Below are 25,909 nucleotides of genomic sequence, written 5' to 3'. Positions count from 1 at the left end.
CGTAACTCGGACTCAACACCCCTCTATTCAAAGGTAGTAAGGACGGTGGCAGCAGGAAACCTTTACTCAGTATTACTGCTCAATAATACCGCAATTGGCCAGCGCAGTAGGTTTAGAGTCCTGGCTGATGACTTTACCGGTTTTGTCGGTACAGGTTGTTACCATATTGCACTTAAAACCAGAGGCGACATATTTGGTAGTACAGGTTTTACAGGTACCGCCGACGATTGAGTTGGCTTGAGAAACAGTAAGCTTTTTCACAACATAATCCTTATATAGTGAGTATAAATCAGCCTTGGCATTATCTATCTTGATAGAAAATAACCATGCTTAGTATAAAGACACAATAAAATATGCCTTTATTAAAGCATGCTGATTATTATTTACCACCCTGTATTTCGGGCAAGAATAGCCGATCAACAAACGCAGATCAATGAATTTATGGCTAATACGCAGAGCGCCAAAATATAAGTATAAGTGGTCGCAACCTTTCGTTATTTCGATATTTAGTAATAGGAATAAGCCAAGGTGAGCGACTCAAAATTTACGCAAAATAAAATGCAGGCCAGATAAATCCCGCGAGTTTATTACCCTGATTTTATTATGGGCGTAGAGTGACAGTTAACAGCACGCAGGCCAAATGACCAAAATCAGGGACAGTCAGCGGGAAGGGAAACGACATGAGGGTAGCATTCAAAGCAAAACAGAAGATGTCTCTTGACCAGAAGATCCGATCAAGAGACAAACAGGCAAGGAAACACGCTAGGCTTGGCTAAGCTTAAGCGCCAATCTTGGCCCAGGTGTCACGCAGGCCTACGGTGCGGTTAAACACCAAACGATCGGCCGTAGAATGGCGGCTGTCGGCGCAGAAATAGCCTTCACGCTCGAACTGGTAGGCTTTCTCCGGCTGGGCAGTTGCCAGGCTTGGCTCAACAAAGCCTTGCTTGATAATCAGCGATTCCGGGTTGATGGTGGCGAGGAAGTCCTCTGCCGCCGCCGGGTTAGCCACGCTGAACAGACGATCGTACAGGCGAATTTCTGCCGGTAAGGCGTGTGCAGCAGACACCCAGTGGATCACGCCTTTCACCTTGCGGCCATCGGCAGGATCTTTGCTCAGCGTATCGGGATCGTAGGTGCAGAAAATGGTGGTGATTTCACCCTCTGCATCCTTCTCTACGCGTTCAGCCTTGATCACATACGCATTGCGCAGGCGCACTTCTTTGCCCAGCACCAGACGTTTGTACTGCTTGTTGGCTTCTTCACGGAAGTCTGCACGATCGATATACACTTCGCGGCTGAACGGCACTTCACGGCTGCCCATTTCCGGCTGGTTCGGGTGATTAGGCATGGTCACCATTTCCACGTCTTGCGACATGTTCTCGATGATCACCTTCACCGGATCCAGCACGGCCATGGCGCGCGGTGCGTGCTCATTCAGATCGTCACGAATACAGGACTCCAGCGCCATCATCTCGACGTTATTATCCTGTTTGGTGACGCCGATACGCTGGCAGAACTCGCGAATAGAGGCGGCCGTATAGCCACGACGACGCAGGCCGGACACGGTTGGCATACGTGGGTCATCCCAGCCTTCAACGATCTTCTCGGTCACCAGTTGGCTCAGCTTACGCTTGGACATGATGGCGTATTCGAGATTCAGGCGTGAGAACTCGTACTGACGCGGATGGCAAGGGATGGTGATGTTATCCAGCACCCAGTCGTACAGACGGCGGTTATCCTGGAACTCCAGGGTACACAGCGAATGGGTGATCCCTTCCAGCGCATCGGAAATGCAGTGGGTGAAATCGTACATCGGGTAGATGCACCATTTGTTCCCGGTCTGGTGGTGTTCCGCAAACTTGATGCGGTAGATCACCGGATCGCGCATCACGATAAACGGCGAGGCCATATCGATCTTGGCGCGCAGGCAAGCGGTACCCTCGGCAAACTCGCCGTTACGCATCTTCTCAAACAGCGCCAGGTTCTCTTCAACCGTGCGGGTACGGTACGGGCTGTCTTTGCCCGGAGCCGTCAGCGAGCCACGGTATTCACGGATTTGCTCGGGAGAAAGCTCGTCAACATAGGCCAGGCCTTTGTTGATCAGCTCAACCGCATACTGGTGCAGTTGATCGAAATAGTCCGAGGAATAACGAACGTCGCCGCTCCAGGTAAAGCCTAACCACTCCACATCGTGCTTGATGGAGTCGACAAATTCGATGTCTTCTTTTACCGGGTTGGTGTCATCGAAACGCAGGTTACATTGGCCCTGATAATCCTTGGCGATGCCAAAGTTCAGGCAAATGGACTTGGCATGGCCGATATGCAGATAGCCATTAGGCTCCGGTGGGAAACGTGTATGAACCGACGTATGCTTCCCTGATGCCAGATCTTCATCAATGATCTGACGGATAAAATTGGTTGGGCGGGCTTCTGCCTCACTCATGTCACTATTCCTCAAATGCAAAGCGCTACACATATAACCTTCTATGTTCCAATAAGCCGCGCCCAGAAACAACCGTTATTCGTCAAGTTCCCGTGCTGCAAAAACAAAAAAAGCGGGAAAAGATCGCTCTTTTCCCGCTGATACTGCTTACCGCCCGTTTAACGCCCGGGCGGAGCCAGGGTTAAACCCAACTTATTTCTGGATCTCAAACAACTTGGTTTGACCAGCAACCACATTGCCGGTTGCCAGCGCCGTCAGGCCAGCATAGTCGTCAGCATTGCTGACCACTACCGGGCTGATCATCGAGCGCGCGTTGGCGTTCAGGTATTCCAGATCCATTTCCAGGATAGGTTGGCCTGCTTTCACCTCAGCACCCTCTTCCACCAGGCGTTTGAAGCCCTGACCGTTCAGCGCCACGGTGTCGATACCCATGTGCACGACGATCTCCGCGCCCTTGTCTGTTTCCAGGCAGAAAGCGTGGTTGGTGTTGAAGATCTTCACCACGGTGCCATCAGCTGGCGCCACGACGGTTTTATCGGTTGGGCGAATAGCCACACCGTCACCGACCGCTTTGCTGGCGAAGGCTTCGTCCGGCACCTGATCCAGAGCCACCACTTCACCGGTTACCGGCGCCACCAGCGCTTCCAACACGGTTTTAGCAACGTTAGGAACAGCCTGCGGTTTAACTTCTGCCGCAGCGGCTGCGGCGGCTGGAGCAGAGGCTGCCGCTACCGGGCCTGCTGCAATCACTTTAGTCATCGCACTGGCAATCAGTTCGGCACGAGTCCCGACAATCACCTGCACGCTTTGCTTGTTCAGACGGATCACGCCAGAAGCACCCAGGCGTTTAGCAAGAGCATCGTTCACCAACGCAGAATCTTTGACGTTCAAACGCAGACGGGTGATACAGGCATCAATCCCGGTCAGGTTGTCAGAACCCCCGATGGCGCTCACATAGCGACGAGCCAGGGTAGTGGTTTCATCCTCGTTCTTACCCGCAGCGGTATCCACGTCATAACCGTCGGTTTCGTCACCGGCAACCGCCAGTTCACGGCCTGGGGTCATCAGGTTGAATTTTTTGATGGTGAAGCGGAACACCACGTAGTAAATAGCGAAGAACACCAGGCCTTGCGGGATCAGCATGTACCAGTGAGTCGCCAGTGGGTTACGCGTTGACAACGCCATATCCACCAGACCGGCACTGAAGCCAAAACCGGCAATCCACTGCATGCTGGCCGCGATGAACACGGAGATACCGGTCAGAATGGCGTGGATCACATACAGCACAGGCGCAACGAACATGAAGGAGAATTCCAGCGGCTCGGTGATCCCGGTGAAGAAGGCAGCAAACGCCCCCGCCATCATGATACCCAACACTTTCGCTTTGTTCTCAGGACGCGCGCAGTGGTAGATGGCCAGTGCTGCACCAGGCAGACCGAACATCATGATTGGGAAGAAGCCTGCCTGGTAACGGCCGGTGATACCGACAGTCGCTTTACCCGCTTCGATAGACTGCGAGCCACCCAGGAAGTTAGGAATATCGTTAATACCAGCAACGTCAAACCAGAATACCGAGTTCAGCGCATGGTGCAGACCGACCGGAATCAACAGACGGTTGAAGAAGGCGTAGATACCGGCACCGGCAGAGCCGAGCTTTTGGATCTGCTCACCGAAGCTGACCAGACCGTTGAACACCACCGGCCAGATGTACATCAGGATGAAGGCAACCAGGATCATCAGGAAGGAGATCAGGATTGGCACCAGACGGCGGCCGCTGAAGAATGACAGCGCTTTCGGCAGTTCAACACCGCTGAAACGATTGTAGACTTCGGCAGAAATGATACCCACCAGGATACCCACGAACTGGTTCTCGATTTTGCCAAAGGCGGCTGGAACCTGATCGAGAGGGATCTTCTGAATCATTGACACGGCGGCAGGTGAACACAGCGTGGTCACTACCAGGAAGCCGACAAAACCGGTCAGTGCAGCAGCACCGTCTTTGTCTTTGGACATACCGTAAGCCACACCAATGGCGAACAGGACCGACATATGATCGATAATGGCCGCACCAGATTTGATGAACAAGGCTGCCAGAGCATTGTCCCCACCCCAGCTAACCGGGTCAATCCAGTAGCCGACACCCATCAGGATGGCCGCGGCAGGCAGTGTGGCTACCGGAACCATCAAGGCCCGACCCACCTTTTGTAAATAACTAAGAATGTTCACCTTTTCCCCCTATTCGTCCGATGCCGGACCCTATTGGCAGTTTATTGAGATAACTCACTACCTTTTTAGAAATAACGTTTGGCACGTATCACTCATGCGGAGTGTAAAAAAATTATTTCGTATCGCAAATTAAAACCTCCTTTTTTGTGACAAATGTCACCAAAAAGTAGTGTTAAACTGCCACATTGCTAGCCATCGCACAAAACTTATTTTATCATTCAAAAAATCAACGGGCAGTAATCCCGAATACCCGCTTCACAAAGCTGAGTTACGCTTTAAGCTACGGTTGTTGCCCGTACCAGTATAGACACAGTTTATTCTACCTAGAGGTGTACGATGAGACTTATCCCACTACAAGACACTACTCAAGTCGGCAAATGGGCCGCACGCCATATCGTTCAGCGTATCAACGCCTTCAAACCGACCGCAGATCGCCCGTTCGTCCTTGGCCTGCCAACCGGCGGCACCCCGCTGGAAGCCTACAAACACCTGATCGCGATGCACAAAGCCGGTGAAGTCAGCTTCAAGCACGTCGTGACCTTCAACATGGACGAGTATGTTGGCCTGCCGCAGGAACACCCGGAAAGCTACCACACCTTCATGTACCGTAACTTCTTCGACCACGTTGATATCCCACGTGAAAATATCAACCTGCTGAACGGCAACGCACCAGACGTTGACGAAGAGTGCCGTCAGTACGAAGCCAAGATGAAATCCTACGGTAAAGTTAACCTGTTCATGGGCGGCGTGGGCTTCGATGGCCACATTGCGTTCAACGAACCAGCGTCTTCTCTGGCTTCACGCACCCGTATCAAAACGCTGACCGAAGAAACCCGCATCGCCAACTCCCGCTTCTTCGACGGTGACGTAAGCCAGGTGCCAAAATATGCCCTGACCGTCGGCGTGGGTACCCTGCTGGATGCGGAAGAAGTGATGATCCTGGTCACTGGCCGTGGCAAGGCACAAGCGCTGGAAGCCGCAGTGGAAGGCAGCATCAACCACCTGTGGACCATCAGCTGCCTGCAGCTGCATGCCAAAGCCGTGGTAGTTTGTGACGAACCGTCCACCATGGAACTGAAGGTGAAAACCGTTAAGTATTTCCGCGAGTTGGAAGCGGAAAGCGTTAATAGTCTTTAATTTTTTGCAGGGGGCTACATGTTCGCTTTAACCCAATGCCGGATTTTTACCGGCCACGACGTGCTTGATGACCATGCGGTAGTGATTGCTGATGGCCTGATTGAACGAGTCTGCCCACTGGCCGAGCTGCCAGCAGGCATCGAAACGCGCGATCTGGGTGGCGCCATCCTAGCCCCCGGTTTTATCGACGTGCAGCTTAACGGCTGCGGCGGCGTGCAATTTAACGACTCACTGGAAGCCATCTCGGAAACCACGCTGGAAATCATGCAGCATGCCAACGAGAAATCCGGCTGTACCAGCTATCTGCCAACGCTGATCACCTGCAGCGACGATTATATGAAGCACGGCATCAACGTGATGCGCGCTTATCTGAAGAACCATCCCAATCAGGCCCTTGGCCTGCATCTGGAAGGGCCGTACCTGAGCCTGGAGAAGAAAGGTACCCACAACCCGGCGTTTATCCGCAAGCCTACCAGCGAGATGATTGACTACCTGTGTGCCAATGCCGACGTGATCAGCAAAGTGACCCTGGCGCCAGAAATGGTGGAACCACACTTTATCAAACAGCTGAGCGACGCCGGGATCGTGGTATCCGCAGGCCACTCCAACGCCACTTACGATCAGGCACGCGTGGGTTTCGCCGCAGGCATTACCTTCGCCACCCATCTGTATAATGCCATGCCGTACATCAGTGGCCGCGAGCCGGGCCTGATGGGCGCGATCTTCGACACGCCAGAAGTGTATACCGGCATCATTGCCGATGGGCACCACGTGGCCTGGGCGAGTATCCGTAACGCCAAGCGGGTAAAAGGTGATAAATTGGTGCTGGTCACCGATGCTACTGCACCAGCAGGCGCGGATATCGATCAGTTTATTTTCGCGGGTAAAACCATTTATTATCGTGACGGCCTGTGCGTTGACGAAAACGGCACGCTGAGCGGCTCCGCACTGACCATGATCGAAGCGGTGCAGAACAGCGTAGAGCATGTCGGTATCGCACTGGACGAAGCGCTGCGTATGGCAACGCTCTATCCGGCTCGCGCTATCGGTGTCGAACAACGTTTAGGCACCATCGAAGCTGGCAAGGTCGCTAACCTGACCGCCTTTACCCGTGATTACCAAATCACCAAGACCCTCGTTAACGGCAACGAGGTTTAATCCATGAACAGCGAGTAGAATTATTGATGAGCACTGGCGGACAAGCACAAATAGGGAATGTTGACTTAGTTAAGCAACTTAACGGCGCAGCAGTGTATCGCCTGATCGACCAGCAAGGCCCGATCTCGCGCATTCAGATTGCCGAACTCAGCCAGCTAGCCCCCGCCAGCGTCACTAAAATTACTCGCCAACTGTTGGAGCGCGGGCTGATCAAAGAGGTCGATCAGCAAGCCTCCACCGGTGGCCGCCGTGCCATTTCCATTGTCAGCGAAACCCGCAATTTCCACACCGTTGCTGTCCGCCTTGGGCGCCATGATGCCACTATCACTCTGTACGATATGAGCGGTAAGTCGCTCGGAGAGGAGCACTACCCTCTGCCGGAACGCACCCAGGAGACACTGGAAAACGCACTGCTCAACGCCATTGCGCAGTTTATCGAAAGCTACCAGCGCAAACTGCGCGAACTGATCGCCATTGCCGTGATCCTGCCTGGCCTGGTCGATCCGGCTTTAGGTGTAGTGCGCTATATGCCGCACATCAGCGTCGATAACTGGGCGTTGGTCGAAAGTCTGCAGCAACGCTTCAACGTCACCAGTTTTGTCGGCCACGATATCCGCAGCCTGGCCCTGGCGGAGCACTACTTCGGGGCTACCCGGGATTGTGAAGACTCCATTCTGGTGCGGCTGCACCGGGGCACCGGCGCCGGGATCATCGTCAACGGCAAAATCTTCCTCGGCAATAACGGCAACGTGGGGGAGATTGGTCATATTCAAATCGATCCCCTCGGCGAGCGCTGCCACTGCGGTAACTTCGGCTGTCTGGAAACCGTGGCAGCCAACGCTGCTATCGAACAACGCGTACGCCACCTGCTGAGTCAGGGCTACCCAAGCAAAATGACGCTGGAAGACTGTAGCATTGCCGCCATCTGCAAAGCCGCCAATCGCGGAGATTTGCTGGCCAGCGAAGTGATCGAACACGTTGGCCGCTATCTGGGCAAGGCGGTAGCCATCGCCATCAACCTGTTCAACCCGCAAAAAGTGGTGATCGCCGGTGAAATCACCGAAGCGGACAAAGTGCTGTTACCCGCCATCCAAAGCTGCATCAACACCCAGGTGCTGAAGGATTTCCGCAGAAACCTGCCGGTGGTCACTTCCGAACTCAATCATCGTTCAGCGATCGGTGCTTTTGCCCTGGCAAAACGGGCAATGCTCAACGGTGTACTTCTCCAACGGCTGCTAGAAAGTTAAACTGCCTGTTTGGCAGGGATGCACTTCTGGCTTTTTTGCCCTGCCGTTCATCATGAGACCAGCAACAATGACTATCAAAAACGTGATATGTGACATCGACGGCGTGCTGCTGCATGACAATACCCCGATCCCTGGAGCCGATCTGTTCCTGGCTCGTATTCAGGAACAAGGGATGCCGTTGGTGGTGCTAACCAACTACCCTTCACAAACCGCCCAGGACCTGGCCAACCGCTTTGCCGCCGCTGGCCTGGACGTGCCAGAAAGCGCTTTTTATACCTCAGCGATGGCGACGGCCGATTTCCTGCGCCGCCAGGAAGGTAAAAAAGCCTATGTGGTGGGCGAAGGCGCACTGATCCACGAACTCTACAAAGCCGGCTTTACCATCACCGATATCAACCCGGATTTCGTGATCGTGGGTGAGACCCGTTCCTACAACTGGGACATGATGCATAAAGCGGCCTTCTTCGTGAACAACGGGGCACGCTTTATTGCCACCAACCCGGATACCCATGGCCATGGTTTCACACCGGCCTGTGGGGCTCTGTGCGCGCCGATCGAGAAGATCACCGGCCGTAAGCCGTTTTATGTCGGCAAGCCTAGCCCGTGGATTATCCGCGCCGCGCTGAACAAGATGCAGGCACATTCGGAAGAGACGGTGATTGTCGGGGACAACCTGCGCACCGATATCCTGGCTGGCTTCCAGGCCGGGTTGGAAACCGTGCTGGTGCTGTCTGGCGTCTCAAACCTGGACGATGTTGAATCCATGCCGTTCCGCCCGAGCCATATCTTCCCTTCCGTGGCGGATATCACCATTTTTTAAGCCGCAAGCAATGGCCCCTCACCCTAACCCTCTCCCACAGGGAGAGGGGACCGATCCAGTTCGCTGATGTTTTGGCGTTCTTCCCTCAGTAGCAAAGGTTCGCCTTAAACATCCCCCTTATTGCAGATCAAACTTCTGCACGTGACAACGACTCTGCGCTGGCTCCCTCTCCCTGTGGGAGAGGGTTGGGGTGAGGGGAAACATCGATCATCAAAACGCCTGAAAATTTATCTCACCCTCGCCTCATTCGGCAATAAATTAGACATTCGACAATTTTTACCGCTAAAAAATGCATATCCGCTAATTTTAGCACCCCACCCCAAGACTATTTTTCAGCGTAACGTTAAATCGCTTGCATCTACCTCAGCTTTTAACGCATTTTCATTATCAGAAGCCGCGCCGCTGACTTTACTTGTAGGCGCGCTGTACATCACATCACCGCCATAAAATGTCGTTAGGAGAGTTTGTATGTGTTCTATTTTCGGTGTGCTCGATCTGAAGTCCGATCCGGTTGAATTGCGTAAAAGAGCGTTGGAACTGTCGCGCCTGATGCGCCATCGCGGCCCAGACTGGTCCGGCGTTTACGCCAGCGATAAAGCCATTCTGGTTCACGAGCGCCTGTCGATTGTTGATGTGAATAACGGTGCTCAACCGCTTTACAACGCCGCGCACACCCACGTATTGGCGGTTAACGGTGAAATTTATAACCATCAGGCCCTGCGTCAGCAACTGGGTGAGCATTATCAGTTCCAGACCGGCTCCGACTGCGAAGTGATCCTGGCGCTGTATCAGGAAAAAGGCCCGAACTTCCTGGACGATCTGCAAGGTATGTTTGCCTTTGCCCTATACGACACTGAAAAAGACGCCTACCTGATTGGCCGCGACCACCTCGGCATCATCCCGCTGTATATGGGGCATGATGAGCACGGCAACCTGTATGTCGCTTCTGAGATGAAGGCGCTGGTGCCGGTCTGCCGCAGCATTAAAGAGTTCCCGGCGGGCAGCTACCTGTGGAGCCAGGACGGTGAAATCCGCGAATACTACCAGCGTGACTGGTTCGACTATGACAACGTCAAAGACAACGTCACCGATGCCAACGCCCTGCGCAACGCGCTGGAAGAGTCGGTCAAAAGCCACCTGATGTCCGACGTGCCTTATGGCGTGCTGCTCTCCGGCGGGCTGGATTCCTCGGTGATCTCTGCCATCACCAAAAAATATGCCGCACGCCGGGTAGAAGATGATGAGCGCAGTGAAGCCTGGTGGCCACAGCTGCACTCCTTCGCCGTCGGGCTGGAAGGTTCCCCGGATCTGCGTGCGGCTCAAGAGGTCGCTAACCACCTTGGTACCGTCCACCATGAAATCCACTTCACGGTACAGGAAGGTCTGGATGCCATTCGCGATGTGATCTACCACATCGAAACTTACGACGTCACCACCATCCGCGCCTCCACGCCGATGTACCTGATGTCACGCAAGATTAAAGCGATGGGCATCAAGATGGTGCTGTCCGGCGAAGGGGCTGATGAGGTGTTCGGCGGCTACCTGTACTTCCATAAGGCGCCAAATGCCAAAGAATTCCACGAGGAAACCGTGCGTAAGCTGCTGGCGCTGCATATGTACGACTGCGCTCGCGCCAACAAAGCGATGTCTGCCTGGGGTGTAGAAGCCCGCGTGCCATTCCTGGATAAAAACTTCCTGGACGTGGCGATGCGCATCAACCCGCAGGATAAAATGTGCGGCAACGGCAAGATGGAGAAGCACATTATTCGCCAATGCTTCGAGTCTTACCTGCCAGCTAGCGTGGCCTGGCGCCAGAAAGAACAGTTCTCCGACGGTGTCGGTTACAGCTGGATCGATACGCTTAAAGAAGTCGCTGCCAAGCAGATTAGCGATCAACAGCTTGAAACCGCACGTTTCCGCTTCCCGTACAACACGCCAAACAGCAAAGAAGGCTACCTGTACCGCGAAATTTTCGAAGAACTGTTCCCACTGCCAAGCGCAGCGGAATGTGTCCCTGGCGGCCCTTCCGTAGCCTGCTCGTCGGCAAAAGCCATTGAATGGGACGAATCCTTCAAAAAGATGGACGACCCATCAGGCCGCGCCGTAGGCGTACACCAATCCGCTTATAAGTAAACCGTCAGCGCTTTACCTTCGGCGGGCCTGATGGCCCGCTTTTTTGTGGATGTTTTCAACCGTTAATGGCCTAATCTGCCGAATTTATCACCATAATGTTCACAACCCAGTCAAACAACCCGTTCAGTCGCTTTTTCGGGAAAAAACTTGTTGACGCAAATCGGCCATATACGCATAATGCGCCCCGCAACGCCGATGAAGGTTGAGCGAAAAAGATGGCTACGTAGCTCAGTTGGTTAGAGCACATCACTCATAATGATGGGGTCACAGGTTCGAATCCCGTCGTAGCCACCAATCTTTTTTGCGGGAGTGGCGAAATTGGTAGACGCACTAGATTTAGGTTCTAGCGCCGCAAGGTGTGCGAGTTCAAGTCTCGCCTCCCGCACCATTTTCTTTCATCGTCGTGCATGCAGCAGGTGGGGTATCGCCAAGCGGTAAGGCACCGGTTTTTGATACCGGCATTCCCTGGTTCGAATCCAGGTACCCCAGCCATCTTTTTCAGGATGGGGCGCTGTAACAATTTGATTGTGTTATTGGGGTATCGCCAAGCGGTAAGGCACTGGTTTTTGATACCAGCATTCCCTGGTTCGAATCCAGGTACCCCAGCCATACAACGCAATTGAAAGTCACAAAGATTAGTAAATGGCTACGTAGCTCAGCTGGTTAGAGCACATCACTCATAATGATGGGGTCACAGGTTCAAATCCCGTCGTAGCCACCATGCTGTCTGTTTTACATTTGGGGTGTCGCCAAGCGGTAAGGCTCTGGTTTCTGATACCAGCATACCCAGGTTCGAATCCTGGCACCCCAGCCAAATTTAGAAAAGCTCGCTTCGGCGGGCTTTTTGCTTTTCTGCGTTTCTACGTTTGGATAAATGGGCGCAACATTCGGCGCCCCATGTCATCACAGACCTAATGCATACTTCAGCGCCCGCTCTTTCAACTTGCCCGCCCTTTCCGCCACCATCAACGCCAGATTGCGCGCCACGCCCAGCGGAGCCAGGTTATTGCTGAACGCGGTATAAAACAGATCCATGCCGCTTTGCATCAGCAGGTTATCGGTACGACGACGGCGCTGATAGCGCATCAGCACCTCTTCACTCGCCCAATCCTCTCCATGCTCACGGGCGTCGGCCACGATCTCCAGTAACGCATCCACATCGCGATAGCCAAGGTTCACCCCCTGCCCGGCCAGCGGGTTGATGGTATGCGCAGCATCGCCGAGCAGCACCAGCCCGGATTGCACATAGCGTTGCGCGTGACGGCGCACCAGCGGGAATGATCCGGCGGCATGAGCCTTTACCGTGCCCAAGCGGGAGGGGAAAGCCGCCGCAATCTCTTGTTCGAGTTGCGCCATAGGTAACGCCTGCAACTGGCGAATACGCTGCGGACTGTCATACCACACCAGCGTTGCCCACTGGTCGTACAACGGCAGAAACGCGCGTGGACCAGAGGGGAGGAATTGCTGCCAGGTCACATCCTGCTGCGGTTGATCGGTTTCCACGGTGATCAACATGCAAGACTGACGGTATTGCCAACCGCTGGTGCCAATCGCCGCCAACTTGCGCACCTGTGAGTGAGCACCGTCGGCACCCACCACCAAACGCGCCTGTATGGCCTCTGACGAGCTTAATGTCACCTGCCATTGGTCATCGGCTCGATGCATCGCCTGCAGCCTGGCAGGGCAGTACAGCGTTAAATTCTCGCACTGTACCAACTGCTGCCATAGCGCGAGCTGCAAAATACGGTTCTCGACCATAAAACCCAGTTCTGGCAGTCCTAGCGTTGCAGCATCAAACGCCACCCGTGATGACTCCCATTCCCAGGTTTCCAGCCTGCGGTAGGGTGCCGATCTCATCTGCAACACCGCAGGCCAGGCATCAAGCTGCTGCAACAAGCCAACGGAGGTGCAGCCAATAGCGGAGATCCGCAGGTCCGGCGGGCTTTGGGGATCGAACGTATCGGGAGCCTCATGCTCTAACAAAGCGACCGATAACCCGGCGCGAGCCAGCCCCAGTGCGGCAGCGGCTCCCACCATCCCACCGCCAACCACCACGGCATCAAAGCATTTTTGTGAAGTGTTCATTTTGGCTATACTTTTGGTTAAAAGGGCATCTTGGTTCAGTGTACCGGATTTTTAATCTGGCTTCAGGTCGCATGCTACTGCCACTCCGCTGGTCACCAGCGCGCCAAATGATTACAATGGCCTTCCTGCATGGCGCGTAACGCAACTTTCTCTCCGCACTGAGTAATGGCAAGTCAATGACGAAAAAACTACATATCAAAACCTGGGGCTGCCAGATGAACGAGTACGACTCATCGAAAATGGCAGATTTACTGGGAAGCACACACGGCTTCGAGTGGACTGAAAACGCTGAAGAAGCGGATGTGTTGCTGCTCAATACCTGCTCGATCCGCGAGAAGGCGCAGGAAAAGGTTTTCGCGTTGTTGGGCCGTTGGAAGCAACTGAAAAAGAACAACCCCGATCTGATCATTGGCGTCGGCGGCTGCGTTGCTTCACAGGAAGGGGAACATCTGCGCCAGCGCGCGCCCTGCGTTGACATCGTTTTTGGCCCGCAGACATTGCACCGCCTGCCGGAGATGATCAACCACGTGCGCGGTTCGCATAGCCCGATCGTGGACATCAGCTTCCCGGAAATCGAAAAGTTCGACCGCCTGCCGGAACCCCGTGCCGACGGGCCAACCGCCTTTGTCTCGATCATGGAAGGCTGCAACAAATACTGTACTTTCTGCGTGGTGCCTTACACCCGCGGTGAGGAAGTCAGCCGCCCAAGCGATGATGTGCTGTTCGAAGTTGCCCAGCTTGCCGCCCAAGGCGTACGTGAAGTGAACCTGCTGGGCCAGAACGTCAACGCCTATCGTGGCGCAACCTTTGATGGCGGCATCTGCTCATTTGCCGAACTGCTGCGCCTGGTGGCCTCCATCGACGGGATCGATCGCATCCGCTTTACCACCAGCCACCCGATTGAGTTCAGCGATGACATTATCGCGGTGTATGAAGATACGCCCGAGCTGGTCAGCTTCCTGCATCTGCCGGTACAAAGCGGTTCAGATCGCATTCTGACCATGATGAAACGCGCCCACACGGCGCTGGAATACAAAGCGATTATCCGCAAGCTGCGTCAGGCTCGGCCCAATATCCAGTTCAGCTCCGATTTCATTGTCGGTTTCCCAGGGGAAACCCAGGCCGACTTTGAACAGACCATGAACCTGATTGCCCAGGTGAATTTCGACACCAGCTTCAGCTTTATCTACTCTTCGCGCCCCGGCACTCCGGCGGCAGACATGGTTGACGACGTCAGTGAGGAAGAGAAAAAACAGCGACTGTATCTGCTGCAAGAACGGATCAACCAGCAGGTGATGCAATTCAGCCGCCGTATGCTGGGCACCGTGCAGCGTATTCTGGTCGAGGGCACCTCACGCAAGAGCGTGATGGAACTCTCTGGCCGCACCGAATGCAACCGGACGGTCAACTTTGAGGGCACCCCAGATTTGATCGGCCAGTTCGTCGACGTCGAAATTACTGAAGTGTTAACCAACTCTCTGCGCGGTACCCTGGTCCGCACCGAACAGCAGATGGAACTGCGCGTGCACCAATCCCCTCAAGCGGTGATTGCACGTACCCGTAAGGAAGATGAGCTGGGCGTCGGTAGCTACCAACCCTGATCGCCCCGCCACCTTGGCATTTTCCTTTTTCTCTGCCGGGCAGTCATTGTCCGGTAATTTTGTTTTTTTATTTTGATTATGAGGCGACACAATAATGCAACTCCCACACTGCCCGAAGTGCAATTCCGAATACACCTACCAGGATAACGCCCTGTTCATCTGCCCTGAGTGCGCCCATGAGTGGAGCGACAGCGCGGCCGTTGAAGATGCCGATACCCTGATTGTCAAAGATGCCAACGGTAACCTGCTGGCCGATGGCGATGCGGTGACCGTGGTCAAGGATCTGAAGGTCAAAGGCAGCTCTTCCATGTTGAAGATCGGCACCAAGGTGAAGAACATCCGCCTGGTCGAAGGCGATCACAACATCGATTGCAAAATCGACGGCTTTGGCCCGATGAAGCTGAAATCCGAATTTGTGAAGAAGAGCTGATTTCCGCTGTTAACCTGCTGTTGGGCCAAACTATTTGGCCCAATTCTGCCCCCTCCCCCCTTGAATTCCCTTCGCTGCGCACAGATAGATCAGAGGTAAACTTGCGCCAGTGCGGTACACCATGAATAATTCAGGGTAGAGCTGTTCGGGGGTTGCCCTGAATGCCCGCGCTGAAATCGCGTTACGTGACATCAACCAGGCCCTGTTGAGCCTTGAGGAATCGTTTGAACGTCGCAACACAAGAAATCCTGTTGGAGCCCGCAGACAACCAACGCCTGTTGAGCCTGTGCGGCCCGTTTGATGACAACATCAAACAACTCGAACGTCGGCTGGGGATTGAAATCAACCGCCGTGACAACCGTTTCAAGCTGGTCGGTAAAAACCTGTGCGTGGTTGCCGCCGCCGATATTCTGCGCCATCTGTATGTGGATACCGCGCCGATCCGTGGCGTGACCCCAGATATCGATCCGGAACAGATCCACCTGGCCATCAAAGAGAGCCGGGTGCTGGAGCAGGTGGCAGAGAGCGTGCCGGATTACGGCAAATCGGTCACCATCAAGACCAAGCGCGGCATGGTGAAGCCCCGCACGCCGAACCAGGCGCAATACATCGCCAATATTTTCGCCCATGACATCACCTTTGGCGTTGGCCCGGCGGGTACCGGTAAAACCTATCTGGCGGTTGCGGCTGCGGTAGATGCACTGGAGCGCCAGGAAATCCGGCGTATCCTGCTGACCCGCCCGGCGGTTGAAGCTGGCGAGAAACTGGGCTTCCTGCCGGGGGATCTGAGCCAGAAAGTCGATCCGTATCTGCGCCCGCTGTATGACGCCCTGTTTGAAATGCTGGGCTTCGAGCGCGTGGAAAAGCTGATCGAGCGTAACGTGATCGAAGTTGCGCCGCTGGCCTACATGCGTGGCCGTACGCTGAATGACGCCTTTATCATTCTCGATGAAAGCCAGAACACCACCATCGAACAGATGAAGATGTTCCTGACGCGTATCGGTTTCAACTCGAAAGCGGTGATCACCGGCGACGTGACCCAGATCGACCTGCCACGTAATCAGAAATCCGGCCTGCGCCATGCGGTGGAAGTGCTGTCTGAGGTGGAAGAGATCAGCTTTAACTTCTTCCACAGCGAAGACGTGGTGCGCCACCCGGTAGTGGCCCGTGTGGTGGTCGCCTATGAAGCCTGGGAAGCCGCCGAACAAAAACGCAAAGACGCCATCGCCGAACAACGTAGACGTGAGGCACCGGTTGCCTCCGAACAGGAAACACCATGAGCCAGGTTATTCTGGATTTACAAATTGCCTGCGCCAGCAGTGAAGGATTGCCGGATGAAGCCACCTTCCAGCGCTGGCTGGAAGGGGTATTGCCACAGTTTCAGGAAGAGGCCGAAGTCACCATCCGCCTGGTGGATGAGGCGGAAAGCAATGAGCTGAATCTGACCTATCGTGGTAAAGACAAGCCGACCAACGTGTTATCATTCCCGTTCGAGGCACCGCCGGAAGTCGAACTGCCGCTGTTGGGTGATTTGATTATTTGCCGTCAAGTGGTTGAACAGGAAGCGGTTGAGCAACAGAAAGCGCTGGAAGCACACTGGGCGCATATGGTTGTTCACGGTAGCCTTCATCTGCTAGGGTATGACCACATCGAAGACGATGAAGCCGAAGAAATGGAATCTTTGGAAACCGAGATAATGCAGGAGATGGGTTACCCAGACCCTTACCTCGCGGAAAAAGATCCCACCTGATGTTAGCTGAGCACCCCGCAGCCCCGATTGGGGCTGTCGCTAATTTTGATAACTCAATAGAGTGATATTAACTAAAACGCCATGAGCGACGACCATTCACAAAGCAATGACAGCCCCAGTCCCAAGAAGGGGTTCTTTACTCTTATCCTTAACCAGCTGTTCCACGGTGAACCCAAAAACCGTGGCGATCTGGTAGAGCTGATCCGTGATTCCGAGCAAAACGACCTGATCGATCCCGATACCCGTGACATGCTGGAAGGCGTGATGGATATCGCCGAACAGCGCGTGCGCGACATCATGATCCCGCGCTCCCAGATGGTGACGCTCAAGCGTAACCAAACGCTGGAAGAGTGCCTGGACGTGATTATCGAATCCGCCCACTCGCGCTTCCCGGTGATCAGCGAAGATAAAGATCACATCGAAGGCATTCTGATGGCCAAGGACCTGCTGCCGTTTATGCGCGCGGACTCTGAGCCGTTCAGCATCGACAAGGTGCTGCGTACCGCCGTGGTGGTACCGGAAAGCAAGCGGGTTGACCGGATGCTCAAGGAGTTCCGCTCCCAGCGTTATCACATGGCGATTGTCATTGATGAATTTGGCGGTGTCTCTGGCCTAGTAACCATCGAAGATATTCTGGAGCTGATTGTCGGAGAAATTGAGGACGAATATGACGATGAGGAAGATCGTGACGTTCGCCAACTGAGCCGCCACATGTTCACCGTGCGGGCGCTGGCGCCGATCGAAGACTTCAACGACACCTTCGGCACCCATTTCAGCGACGATGAGGTGGACACCATCGGCGGTCTGGTGATGCAAGCCTTCGGCCACCTGCCTGCGCGCGGGGAAACCATTGAAATCGAAGGTTACCTATTTAAAGTTGCGATGGCCGACAGTCGACGTATTATCCAGGTCCATGTCAAAATTCCGGACGACGCCCCGCAACCGAAACTGGAAGAATAACTTATCCATGGCTAAAGCCTCATTACTTGATCGCCAGCGGGTTCGCGCCCTGCTGGCGCTGTTGACCGGTGCCTGTGGCACGCTGGCCTTCTCCCCTTACGATATCTGGCCTGCAGCGATTGTTTCGCTGTGCGGCCTGCTGGCCGTAACCCTCAACCGCACGACCAAACAATCCGCCCTGCTCGGTTTCTGCTGGGGTATGGGGCTGTTCGGTAGCGGCGTGAACTGGGTTTACGTCAGCATTGCCGACTTCGGCGGTATGCCGTTTGCCATCAATATCTTCCTGGTCGTGCTGCTGGCCGCCTATCTTTCGCTGTATACCGGGTTGTTCGCCGGTTTACTGACGCGGATCTGGCCACGTACCACCTGGTGGCGGCTGGCCATTGCCGCCCCGGCGCTATGGCAACTGACCGAGTTCCTGCGCGGTTGGGTGCTGACCGGTTTCCCCTGGTTGCAATTTGGTTATACCCAGATCGACGGTCCGCTAAAAGGCATTGCGCCATTGCTCGGCGTGGATGCGATCACGCTGATCCTGATGTCCCTCAGCGGCCTGCTGGTGTTTGCCCTCAATCAGCGGCGCATCATCCCGGCGGTCATTGCTATCGCCATGCTGTTGCTGCCGTGGCCGCTGCGCCAGATCCACTGGTTTACGCCGCAGCCGGATAAAGCGGTGAACGTCGCCATGGTGCAGGGCAATATCGAGCAGTCGATGAAGTGGGATCCGAAGGCGTTGCTCAGTACGCTGCAAACCTATCTGGATGAGAGCCGTCCGTTGATGGGCAAAGTGCCTATCATCATCTGGCCGGAGTCCGCCATTCCCGATGTTGAGAGCAATCAGAACGGTTTCCTGACCATGATGGACGATCTGATGCGCGCCAAGAACAGCAGCCTGATCACCGGTATCGTGGACGCTCGCGCTACCCAGCAAGGCACGCAGTTCTTCAACAGCGTGATCGTGCTTGGCGAGGAACAGCCTTACAGCTACCCGGCAGCCAATCGCTATGACAAACATCACCTGGTGCCCTTTGGTGAGTTTGTGCCGTTGGAAACGCTGCTGCGCCCGTTGGCTCCGTTATTCGACCTGCCGATGTCCTCGTTCAGCCGTGGTAACTATGTGCAGCCACAGCTCAGCGTACGCGGTTATAACCTGACGGCAGCCATCTGCTATGAAATCGTGCTGGGCCAGCAGGTGCGCGATAACTTCCGCCCGGATACCAACTTCCTGCTGACCGTGTCCAACGATGCCTGGTTCGGCCACTCCATCGGCCCATGGCAGCACTTCCAAATGGCGCGTATGCGTTCATTGGAACTGGGCAGGCCGTTGCTGCGTAGCACCAATAACGGTATCACCGCCGTCGTTGGCCCAACCGGCGAAGTGTTGGCATCCATCCCACAGTTCACCCGCAAAGTGCTGGAAGTGAAGGTGACACCCACTACCGGCATCACGCCATATGCCCGCTTTGGCTCTGCGCCAGTGTGGATCATCACCGTGCTGCTGGGTGGCATCGCGCTGCTCATTAGCTGGCGCCGCAGATAAGTTCTCGTTGGGCACGGTGCCTTACCGTGCCCTCTTCATTTCTTGTTGCCCCCTCCCTTCTGATGTTTCTGGCATGCTCCTTGCTTTAATTACCCTGTAGAACGTTGCTGATTTACTTTAACTGACATCTTGTCGCATCCGTGCACAACTCCAGCGCAAGTCTCGCACCTCGGTGGTGCATCAGGGGTTTATTGCATTCATTTGGTGCGCGTGATGTCTCAAAAAATGAAACAACTTAGTTTCATCTTGTTCACAATCGGTTATTTTCTATCGTAAATCGGCATTAGGACTATCTTTATAGCTCAGCCGTATTAACCCGCCCTCCCTGAGTGCGGGCAATCACAACAGCACAGGAGTTGGACCATGCAAATGCGCAAATTGGCGTTATCGTTACTGCTGATCGGGATGGCGAGTAGCGTAGCCCATGCGGAAGAACTGACCGGTACGCTGAAGAAAATCAAAGATAACGGCGTGATTGTTGTTGGCCACCGTGAATCCTCAGTTCCGTTCTCCTACTACGATAATCAGCAGAAAGTTGTGGGTTACTCCCAGGACTATTCCAACCAAATCGTTGATGCCATCAAGAAGAAATTGAACGAGCCCAATCTGCAGGTGAAAATGCTGCCGATCACCTCGCAAAACCGCATTCCACTGTTGCAAAACGGCACCTTCGATTTTGAGTGTGGCTCGACCACCAACAACCTCGAGCGCCAGAAACAGGCTGCCTTCTCTGATACCATCTTCGTCGTCGGTACCCGTCTGCTGGTCAAGAAAGGCTCCGACATCAAAGACTTTAAAGATCTGGCCGGTAAAGCCGTGGTCGTCACTTCAGGCACCACTTCCGAAGTGTTGCTCAACAAGCTGAACGACAAAGATCAGATGAAAATGCGCATCATCAGTGCCAAAGACCACGGCGATTCCTTCCGCACCCTGGAAAGTGGCCGTGCAGTGGCGTTTATGATGGATGATGCCCTGCTGGCGGGCGAGCGCGCCAAGGCCAAACAGCCGGATCAGTGGGAAATCGTTGCCACTCCACAGTCCAAAGAAGCCTACGGCTGTATGATGCGTAAAGACGATCCACAGTTCAAAAAGCTGGTGGATGACACTATCGCTCAAGCTCAGACCTCTGGCCAGGCAGCCAAATGGTTTGAGGTTTGGTTCAAACAGCCAATCCCACCAAAAAACCTCAACATGAACTTCGATCTGTCCGACGACATGAAGCAGTTGTTTAAAGAGCCGAACGACAAAGCACTGAACTAATAAAAAAATCAAGCCAGCCAAGCTGGCTGCTGTAGATGACCGTAATAGGACAGACAGGTATGCGGGAGGCCGTTCCCCTCCCGCATTCTTTCCTAGACACGATTCAAGGCACACCAAAAAGCCAGCCTGACTGGCATGCGCCACGATTGCACGGTCATCAAGTTGTAAGGTTTGTAAGGTGTTTTGCACCTGTTTGCCGGAGTTAGTTATGTCAATAGATTGGAACTGGGGTATCTTTCTGCAGCAGGCCCCGTTTGGGAATACCACCTACCTAGGCTGGATCTGGTCCGGCTTTCAGGTTACGGTCGCCCTCTCCGTCTGTGCGTGGATTATTGCCTTCTTTGTCGGTTCACTGTTCGGTATCTTGCGTACCGTGCCCAACCGTTTTCTCTCCTCACTAGGTACCTGTTACGTCGAACTGTTCCGTAACGTGCCGCTAATCGTGCAATTCTTTACCTGGTATCTGGTGATGCCGGAGCTGCTGCCAGCCGATATCGGCATGTGGTTCAAGAGCGAGCTCGATCCCAACGTGCAATTCTTTGTTTCTTCCATGCTGTGCCTTGGGTTGTTTACCGCTGCGCGCGTTTGCGAGCAGGTGCGTGCCGCAATCCAATCCCTGCCCCGCGGCCAGCAGGCTGCCGGGCTGGCCATGGGCCTGACGCTGCCACAAACCTATCGCTATGTGCTGCTGCCCAACGCCTATCGAGTGATCGTGCCACCGATGACCTCGGAAATGCTCAACCTGGTCAAAAACTCCGCCATTGCCTCAACCATCGGGCTGGTGGATATGGCCGCTCAGGCCGGGAAGCTGCTGGATTACTCCGCACACGCCTATGAATCCTTTACTGCCATCACCCTCGCCTATGTCGCTATCAACGCGGTCATCATGCTGTTTATGCGTATTGTCGAGAAGAAAGTGCAGTTACCTGGCCATATGGGGAGTAAATAATGTACCAATTTGATTGGGGATCGATTGTCCCAAGCTTCCCGTATCTGCTGCAGGGGCTGGTCGTCACGCTGAAAATTACCGTGACGGCTATTGTGTTCGGTATCCTCTGGGGCACCGTTCTGGCGGTGATGCGCCTGTCGTCGATCAAGCCGATCAGCTGGTTTGCGGCGCTGTACGTCAACCTGTTCCGCTCCGTACCGCTGGTGATGGTGCTGCTCTGGTTCTATCTGGTGGTTCCAAGCTTATTACAACAAGTTCTTGGGCTGTCACCGAAAACCGATATTCGCCTTATCTCGGCTATGGTAGCCTTTTCGCTGTTTGAAGCCGCGTACTACTCGGAAATTATCCGGGCAGGCATTGAAAGCGTCTCGCGCGGTCAGTCCTCTGCCTCACTGGCGTTGGGCATGACCCAGTGGCAATCGATGCGGCTGGTGATCTTGCCGCAGGCGTTCCGCGCCATGGTGCCGCTGCTGCTGACCCAAGGGATCGTGTTGTTCCAGGATACCTCGCTGGTGTACGTACTTAGCCTGGCCGACTTCTTCCGCACCGCGTCAACCATTGGTGAGCGTGACGGTACACAGGTGGAAATGATCCTGTTCGCCGGTTTGGTCTATTTTGTTATCAGTCTCGCCGCCTCGGCGCTGGTAAGCTATTTGAAGAAAAGGACTGTTTGATGATATCCCTGAAAAATGTTTCTAAGTGGTACGGTCACTTTCAGGTTCTGACCGACTGCACCACCGAAGTCAAAAAAGGCGAAGTGGTGGTGGTCTGCGGTCCTTCCGGCTCAGGCAAATCGACCCTGATTAAAACCGTCAACGGGCTGGAGCCGATCCAGAAAGGCGATATCGAGGTTAACGGTATTCAGGTCAACAACAAGAGCACCAACCTGGCGCAACTACGCTCCAAAGTGGGGATGGTGTTCCAACATTTTGAACTGTTCCCTCACCTGTCGATCATTGAAAACCTGACGCTGGCGCAGGTCAAAGTCCTCAAGCGCGACAAGGCCGCCTCACGCGATAAAGCCTTGAAGCTGCTGGAGCGCGTGGGCCTGTCGGCACATGCCGAAAAGTTCCCAGGGCAGCTCTCTGGTGGCCAGCAGCAGCGCGTGGCGATTGCCCGTGCGCTGTGTATGGATCCGATCGCCATGCTGTTTGATGAGCCCACCTCCGCGCTCGATCCAGAAATGATCAACGAAGTGTTGGACGTAATGGTCAAGCTGGCGCAGGAAGGGATGACCATGATGGTGGTGACCCACGAAATGGGCTTTGCCCGTAAGGTAGCCCATCGGGTGATCTTTATGGATGAAGGGAAGATTGTGGAAGACACTAATAAGGATGACTTCTTCAACAACCCGCAGTCAGAACGTGCCAAAGACTTTTTGGCCAAAATCCTGCATTGATTTACCAGATGCGCCCTGCCCCCCAGGGCGCATCAATAGTGCTTGTTTCTTTCGCACTTTCCCCCGATCCTCAAAGCATAATGATAACGCTGAAGGAGAAAGTGATGTCCCGCCCTATTATTATCGATTGTGATCCAGGCCTTGATGACGCTATTGCCCTTGCCATGGCGCTACGTGCCCCTACGTTGGATGTTAAAGCCGTCACCACTTCCGCCGGTAACCAGACACCGCAAAAAACCCTGCATAACGCACTCGGCCTGCTGACGCTGATGCAACGGCAAGATGTCCTGGTCGCTGGCGGTGCCGCCAAGCCCTTGATGCGCGATCTGGTCATTGCCGACTACGTGCACGGTGATACCGGGATGGGCAACACCCATTTGCCAGCACCGGATTTTCAGCCAGTCAAGCAAACTGCGGTCGAGTTAATTGCCGATCTGCTACGTACCAGCCCAGAGCCGATTACGCTGGTGGTCACCGGCCCGATGACCAATATTGCCTTGCTGCTGTCACAGCACGCAGAGTTGAAAAGCAAGATTGAACGCATCGTGTTTATGGGCGGTGGGCTGAATGCTGGCAACACCACGCCGGTGGCCGAATTCAATATCTACGTCGATCCGGAAGCGGCCGAAATTGTGCTGCAATCCGGCGTACCCCTAACCATGGCCGGGTTGAACGTCACCCATCAGGCATTGGTGTTACCACAGGATATCGAGCGCATCCGTAGCATTAATAATCCGGTAGCGGCAGCGGTAGCCAGCATGCTCGATTTCTACCTGCCGTTGTATCTCAGCCACCCGCGCGGCCTGCCGGGTGCCGCCATGCACGATCCTTGCACCATCGCCTGGCTGCTGGCCCCGGAGTTGTTTGAAAGCCGTGAGCTGTGGGTGGGTGTGGAGACCCAAGGTCACTACACCGTGGGCATGACGGTAGTGGATGAGTTTGGCCAAAACGGTAAACCGGCGAACGTCGAGGTGTTGACCCATATCAACCGCCAGGCCTTTATCGATCTGATGGTCGAGTGTGTTTCACGTTATTAAATGACCCCTCACCCTAACCCTTATGTCTTGATCTTCTCCGCCTTAGCGGAGAAGATCCCCGACTGATCATCGGGAGATAGCCGGTGAGCTCCCCCTAACCCTAGTGCCTATGAGCCCGTGGGAGAGATTGTGCCCCGGCTGTCTATTTCCCTGTCGCCTTGTAGACCGAACGGTATCCTGTGCCTATGAGCACCTACATATAAGGATGGTCCGGCGATAAATTTCAGACATGGTTATGGAGTGCCATAATGCGTAGAACCCCTGTCGGCGTTGATATCGCTAAACACAAATTTGATGTCGCCGTACTGCTGGACAATCAGAAGTATAAAACCAAAAAGTTTGCCAATACCCCTTCTGGATGCCGCGAGTTCGCAGCCTGGTTGAGCCGCTTTGGCGACTGTCATGTCTGTATGGAAGCCACCGGGAGCTACAGCACGGAACTGGCCACTTATCTGGCAGACAACAACTACCACGTCAGTCTGATGAACCCGGCGTGTATCCATTCCTTCGGCAATACAGAACTGGCCCGGAACAAAACGGACAAAAGCGATGCAGCGATGATAGCCCGCTACTGCGCACTGCATCAGCCTGCCCCGTGGTTCCCAGCCCCGTTGAGCGAGCGCCAGTTGACCGCGTTGGTCAGGCATCTTAAGAACCTGGAAGAGATGCGTCAGATGGAAGAAAATCGCCTGGAGGTGGCCGAAGCAGTCATCGTCCCTTCACTCAATGAGCACATCGCCACGTTGGATGAACTGATACGAGAAACGAAAAAGAAAATCAGTCAGCACATCGATGATAACCCTGACCTGAAACGGGACAGCGAGTTGCTAAAAAGTATCCCTGGAGTGGGAGAGATGCTGAGCTCCAGCCTGCTGGCCTTCGCAGGAAACCTGCGTCGGTTCACCAGCAGCAAGGCCCTGGTAGCGTACGCAGGACTGAATCCACAGCGATGTGAGTCGGGGATGTTTAAAGGGAAAAGCCGGTTATCGAAAGTGGGGCACGGTGAGCTGCGAAGTGCGTTATACATGCCCGCGGTAGTGGCAGGCCAATACAATGTTGTGGTTAAAGACTTAACAGAAAGGCTAAAGTTGCGTGGGAAGTCGGGCAAAGAAAGAGTGTGTGCGGCGATGCGAAAGTTGCTGCAACTGGCCTATGGTGTGGTGAAATCAGGAAAGACATTTAATGCGGAAATACCGCTTGCCGGATAGCCGACAAGACGGTATCTCTCCCACAGGGAGAGGGAACCGATCGAGTGTGCTGATTGCCCTGTGTAATACCTTGGATTTCTTGTGCTTATGCCCTACTTTCCGAAGCTGCACAGCCTTATCAAAGATGCCGGGCAGCTCCCTCGCCCTGTGGGAGAGGGTTGGGGTGAGGGGACAGAACGTGCCACATCCTCATCTACGTTATCTACATCAGTCCTGTAACAAACTAACACCTGCAACTGAGCACAACTCCGAACCCGCTTTTTACCGCTACGCCGAGGCCTCTGGCAGGTGGGGCTCATGCAGGTTAGCCAACCGCTGAGCGCATGGAGGCGCGATTGCGAGCCCCCATGAACGGGTTTACGGCGTGTCGGCGTTCTGCATAATCCCCAGCTGAAGTACCGTCACAATCAGCTACTCACCGTAGACATCATACCGACGTCAAGGTGCTAGCCCATATCAACCGATTGGGCTTTATCTCGACATAGAGCAATAACTCCGGACTGGTTTACTTTCGTCCGATAAAACAAGA

The 25,909-nt window shown here is 54.4% G+C and carries 21 protein-coding genes and 6 tRNA genes; 23 read left to right on the top strand and 4 right to left on the bottom strand.

The window, feature by feature from the left end:
• Window positions 1-72: 72 nt before the first annotated feature.
• The 3 genes from KGP26_RS07905 to nagE form a co-directional block, all read right to left on the bottom strand.
• Window positions 73-261: a DUF4762 family protein gene (locus KGP26_RS07905; RefSeq protein ID WP_021805314.1), complete on the bottom strand. Its 189-nt coding sequence runs from the start codon at window positions 259-261 to the stop codon at window positions 73-75.
• 517 nt (window positions 262-778) lie between these two features.
• A complete protein-coding gene (glnS, locus tag KGP26_RS07900; RefSeq protein ID WP_021805315.1) occupies window positions 779-2,443 on the bottom strand; it encodes a glutamine--tRNA ligase in 1,665 nt (554 codons plus the stop codon).
• Between the two features lie 192 nt (window positions 2,444-2,635).
• Window positions 2,636-4,669, bottom strand: coding sequence for an N-acetylglucosamine-specific PTS transporter subunit IIBC (gene nagE / locus KGP26_RS07895; protein WP_037375135.1), 2,034 nt, complete (start codon window positions 4,667-4,669; stop codon window positions 2,636-2,638).
• Between the two features lie 336 nt (window positions 4,670-5,005).
• On the opposite strand from nagE, the gene nagB reads away from it, so the two are divergent.
• The 11 genes from nagB (at window position 5,006) to KGP26_RS07840 (ending at window position 11,978) form a co-directional block, all read left to right on the top strand.
• Window positions 5,006-5,806, top strand: coding sequence for a glucosamine-6-phosphate deaminase (gene nagB, locus KGP26_RS07890; protein ID WP_021805317.1), 801 nt, complete (start codon window positions 5,006-5,008; stop codon window positions 5,804-5,806).
• Window positions 5,807-5,824: 18 nt separating this feature from the next.
• A complete protein-coding gene (nagA, locus tag KGP26_RS07885) occupies window positions 5,825-6,964 on the top strand; it encodes an N-acetylglucosamine-6-phosphate deacetylase (protein WP_094982651.1) in 1,140 nt (379 codons plus the stop codon).
• 26 nt (window positions 6,965-6,990) lie between these two features.
• On the top strand, window positions 6,991-8,211 hold the full coding sequence (locus KGP26_RS07880) for an N-acetylglucosamine repressor (RefSeq protein WP_059200140.1): 1,221 nt from the start codon (window positions 6,991-6,993) through the stop codon (window positions 8,209-8,211).
• A gap of 67 nt (window positions 8,212-8,278) precedes the next feature.
• Window positions 8,279-9,031 (top strand): HAD-IIA family hydrolase, encoded by a 753-nt coding sequence (locus tag KGP26_RS07875; RefSeq protein WP_021805320.1) that lies wholly within the window; start codon window positions 8,279-8,281, stop codon window positions 9,029-9,031.
• 468 nt (window positions 9,032-9,499) lie between these two features.
• Window positions 9,500-11,164, top strand: coding sequence for an asparagine synthase B (gene asnB / locus KGP26_RS07870; protein WP_021179986.1), 1,665 nt, complete (start codon window positions 9,500-9,502; stop codon window positions 11,162-11,164).
• A 217-nt stretch (window positions 11,165-11,381) separates the two neighbouring features.
• Window positions 11,382-11,458, top strand: a tRNA-Met gene (locus tag KGP26_RS07865).
• 9 nt (window positions 11,459-11,467) lie between these two features.
• A tRNA-Leu gene (locus tag KGP26_RS07860) sits at window positions 11,468-11,552 on the top strand.
• Window positions 11,553-11,581: 29 nt separating this feature from the next.
• A tRNA-Gln gene (locus tag KGP26_RS07855) sits at window positions 11,582-11,656 on the top strand.
• Between the two features lie 42 nt (window positions 11,657-11,698).
• Window positions 11,699-11,773, top strand: a tRNA-Gln gene (locus tag KGP26_RS07850).
• A 35-nt stretch (window positions 11,774-11,808) separates the two neighbouring features.
• Window positions 11,809-11,885, top strand: a tRNA-Met gene (locus KGP26_RS07845).
• 18 nt (window positions 11,886-11,903) lie between these two features.
• Window positions 11,904-11,978, top strand: a tRNA-Gln gene (locus tag KGP26_RS07840).
• Between the two features lie 89 nt (window positions 11,979-12,067).
• Here KGP26_RS07840 and ubiF read toward each other — a convergent pair.
• A complete protein-coding gene (gene ubiF, locus KGP26_RS07835) occupies window positions 12,068-13,249 on the bottom strand; it encodes a 3-demethoxyubiquinol 3-hydroxylase (protein ID WP_223665254.1) in 1,182 nt (393 codons plus the stop codon).
• Between the two features lie 176 nt (window positions 13,250-13,425).
• Between ubiF and miaB the strand changes: the two genes are divergently transcribed.
• From miaB to KGP26_RS07775, 12 genes are all read left to right on the top strand, one after another.
• Window positions 13,426-14,850 (top strand): tRNA (N6-isopentenyl adenosine(37)-C2)-methylthiotransferase MiaB, encoded by a 1,425-nt coding sequence (gene miaB, locus KGP26_RS07830; protein ID WP_021805323.1) that lies wholly within the window; start codon window positions 13,426-13,428, stop codon window positions 14,848-14,850.
• A gap of 94 nt (window positions 14,851-14,944) precedes the next feature.
• Window positions 14,945-15,280, top strand: a complete 336-nt coding sequence (locus tag KGP26_RS07825; protein ID WP_021179990.1) for a zinc ribbon domain-containing protein YjdM — start codon at window positions 14,945-14,947, stop codon at window positions 15,278-15,280.
• A gap of 224 nt (window positions 15,281-15,504) precedes the next feature.
• Window positions 15,505-16,560, top strand: a complete 1,056-nt coding sequence (locus tag KGP26_RS07820) for a PhoH family protein (RefSeq protein ID WP_021805324.1) — start codon at window positions 15,505-15,507, stop codon at window positions 16,558-16,560.
• Window positions 16,557-17,030: an rRNA maturation RNase YbeY gene (gene ybeY, locus KGP26_RS07815; RefSeq protein WP_021179992.1), complete on the top strand. Its 474-nt coding sequence runs from the start codon at window positions 16,557-16,559 to the stop codon at window positions 17,028-17,030. The genes KGP26_RS07820 and ybeY overlap by 4 nt, the downstream gene beginning before the upstream one ends.
• A gap of 81 nt (window positions 17,031-17,111) precedes the next feature.
• Window positions 17,112-17,990 carry a CNNM family magnesium/cobalt transport protein CorC gene (gene corC, locus KGP26_RS07810; RefSeq protein ID WP_021179993.1) on the top strand — a complete coding sequence of 293 codons (879 nt, stop codon included), beginning with the start codon at window positions 17,112-17,114 and terminating at the stop codon, window positions 17,988-17,990.
• A 7-nt stretch (window positions 17,991-17,997) separates the two neighbouring features.
• Window positions 17,998-19,527 (top strand): apolipoprotein N-acyltransferase, encoded by a 1,530-nt coding sequence (lnt, locus tag KGP26_RS07805; RefSeq protein ID WP_223665253.1) that lies wholly within the window; start codon window positions 17,998-18,000, stop codon window positions 19,525-19,527.
• Between the two features lie 363 nt (window positions 19,528-19,890).
• Entirely contained in the window at window positions 19,891-20,787 is an 897-nt protein-coding gene (locus KGP26_RS07800; RefSeq protein WP_021179995.1) for an amino acid ABC transporter substrate-binding protein, read from the top strand.
• A 208-nt stretch (window positions 20,788-20,995) separates the two neighbouring features.
• Window positions 20,996-21,736, top strand: a complete 741-nt coding sequence (locus KGP26_RS07795) for an amino acid ABC transporter permease (RefSeq protein ID WP_021179996.1) — start codon at window positions 20,996-20,998, stop codon at window positions 21,734-21,736.
• Complete coding sequence (gene gltK / locus KGP26_RS07790) at window positions 21,736-22,410, top strand: glutamate/aspartate ABC transporter permease GltK (RefSeq protein ID WP_059200136.1); 675 nt, start codon at window positions 21,736-21,738, stop codon at window positions 22,408-22,410. The genes KGP26_RS07795 and gltK overlap by 1 nt, the downstream gene beginning before the upstream one ends.
• Window positions 22,410-23,135, top strand: coding sequence for an amino acid ABC transporter ATP-binding protein (locus tag KGP26_RS07785; RefSeq protein WP_021179998.1), 726 nt, complete (start codon window positions 22,410-22,412; stop codon window positions 23,133-23,135). The genes gltK and KGP26_RS07785 overlap by 1 nt, the downstream gene beginning before the upstream one ends.
• A 104-nt stretch (window positions 23,136-23,239) precedes the next feature.
• The gene (gene rihA, locus KGP26_RS07780) at window positions 23,240-24,172 is read left to right on the top strand and encodes a pyrimidine-specific ribonucleoside hydrolase RihA (RefSeq protein ID WP_218519705.1); all 933 of its coding nucleotides are present in this window, start codon (window positions 23,240-23,242) and stop codon (window positions 24,170-24,172) included.
• Between the two features lie 248 nt (window positions 24,173-24,420).
• A complete protein-coding gene (locus KGP26_RS07775; RefSeq protein ID WP_059199085.1) occupies window positions 24,421-25,380 on the top strand; it encodes an IS110 family transposase in 960 nt (319 codons plus the stop codon).
• The last annotated feature ends 529 nt before the right edge of the window (window positions 25,381-25,909 follow it).

This window comes from Serratia sp. JSRIV002 (assembly GCF_019968725.1).
Lineage (GTDB): Bacteria > Pseudomonadota > Gammaproteobacteria > Enterobacterales > Enterobacteriaceae > Chania > Chania fonticola_B.
This window is presented reverse-complemented; position numbering and strand designations above follow the sequence as displayed.

Bases quoted from the DNA above. Each gene is read 5' to 3' on its own strand.
- glnS (WP_021805315.1), bottom strand. From the start codon at position 2,443: ATGAGTGAGGCAGAAGCCCGCCCAACCAATTTTATCCGTCAGATCATT.
- nagB (WP_021805317.1), top strand. From the start codon at position 5,006: ATGAGACTTATCCCACTACAAGACACTACTCAAGTCGGCAAATGGGCC.
- nagA (WP_094982651.1), top strand. From the start codon at position 5,825: ATGTTCGCTTTAACCCAATGCCGGATTTTTACCGGCCACGACGTGCTT.
- KGP26_RS07880 (WP_059200140.1), top strand. From the start codon at position 6,991: ATGAGCACTGGCGGACAAGCACAAATAGGGAATGTTGACTTAGTTAAG.
- KGP26_RS07875 (WP_021805320.1), top strand. From the start codon at position 8,279: ATGACTATCAAAAACGTGATATGTGACATCGACGGCGTGCTGCTGCAT.
- asnB (WP_021179986.1), top strand. From the start codon at position 9,500: ATGTGTTCTATTTTCGGTGTGCTCGATCTGAAGTCCGATCCGGTTGAA.
- ubiF (WP_223665254.1), bottom strand. From the start codon at position 13,249: ATGAACACTTCACAAAAATGCTTTGATGCCGTGGTGGTTGGCGGTGGG.
- miaB (WP_021805323.1), top strand. From the start codon at position 13,426: ATGACGAAAAAACTACATATCAAAACCTGGGGCTGCCAGATGAACGAG.
- KGP26_RS07825 (WP_021179990.1), top strand. From the start codon at position 14,945: ATGCAACTCCCACACTGCCCGAAGTGCAATTCCGAATACACCTACCAG.
- ybeY (WP_021179992.1), top strand. From the start codon at position 16,557: ATGAGCCAGGTTATTCTGGATTTACAAATTGCCTGCGCCAGCAGTGAA.
- corC (WP_021179993.1), top strand. From the start codon at position 17,112: ATGAGCGACGACCATTCACAAAGCAATGACAGCCCCAGTCCCAAGAAG.
- lnt (WP_223665253.1), top strand. From the start codon at position 17,998: ATGGCTAAAGCCTCATTACTTGATCGCCAGCGGGTTCGCGCCCTGCTG.
- KGP26_RS07800 (WP_021179995.1), top strand. From the start codon at position 19,891: ATGCAAATGCGCAAATTGGCGTTATCGTTACTGCTGATCGGGATGGCG.
- KGP26_RS07795 (WP_021179996.1), top strand. From the start codon at position 20,996: ATGTCAATAGATTGGAACTGGGGTATCTTTCTGCAGCAGGCCCCGTTT.
- gltK (WP_059200136.1), top strand. From the start codon at position 21,736: ATGTACCAATTTGATTGGGGATCGATTGTCCCAAGCTTCCCGTATCTG.
- KGP26_RS07785 (WP_021179998.1), top strand. From the start codon at position 22,410: ATGATATCCCTGAAAAATGTTTCTAAGTGGTACGGTCACTTTCAGGTT.
- rihA (WP_218519705.1), top strand. From the start codon at position 23,240: ATGTCCCGCCCTATTATTATCGATTGTGATCCAGGCCTTGATGACGCT.
- KGP26_RS07775 (WP_059199085.1), top strand. From the start codon at position 24,421: ATGCGTAGAACCCCTGTCGGCGTTGATATCGCTAAACACAAATTTGAT.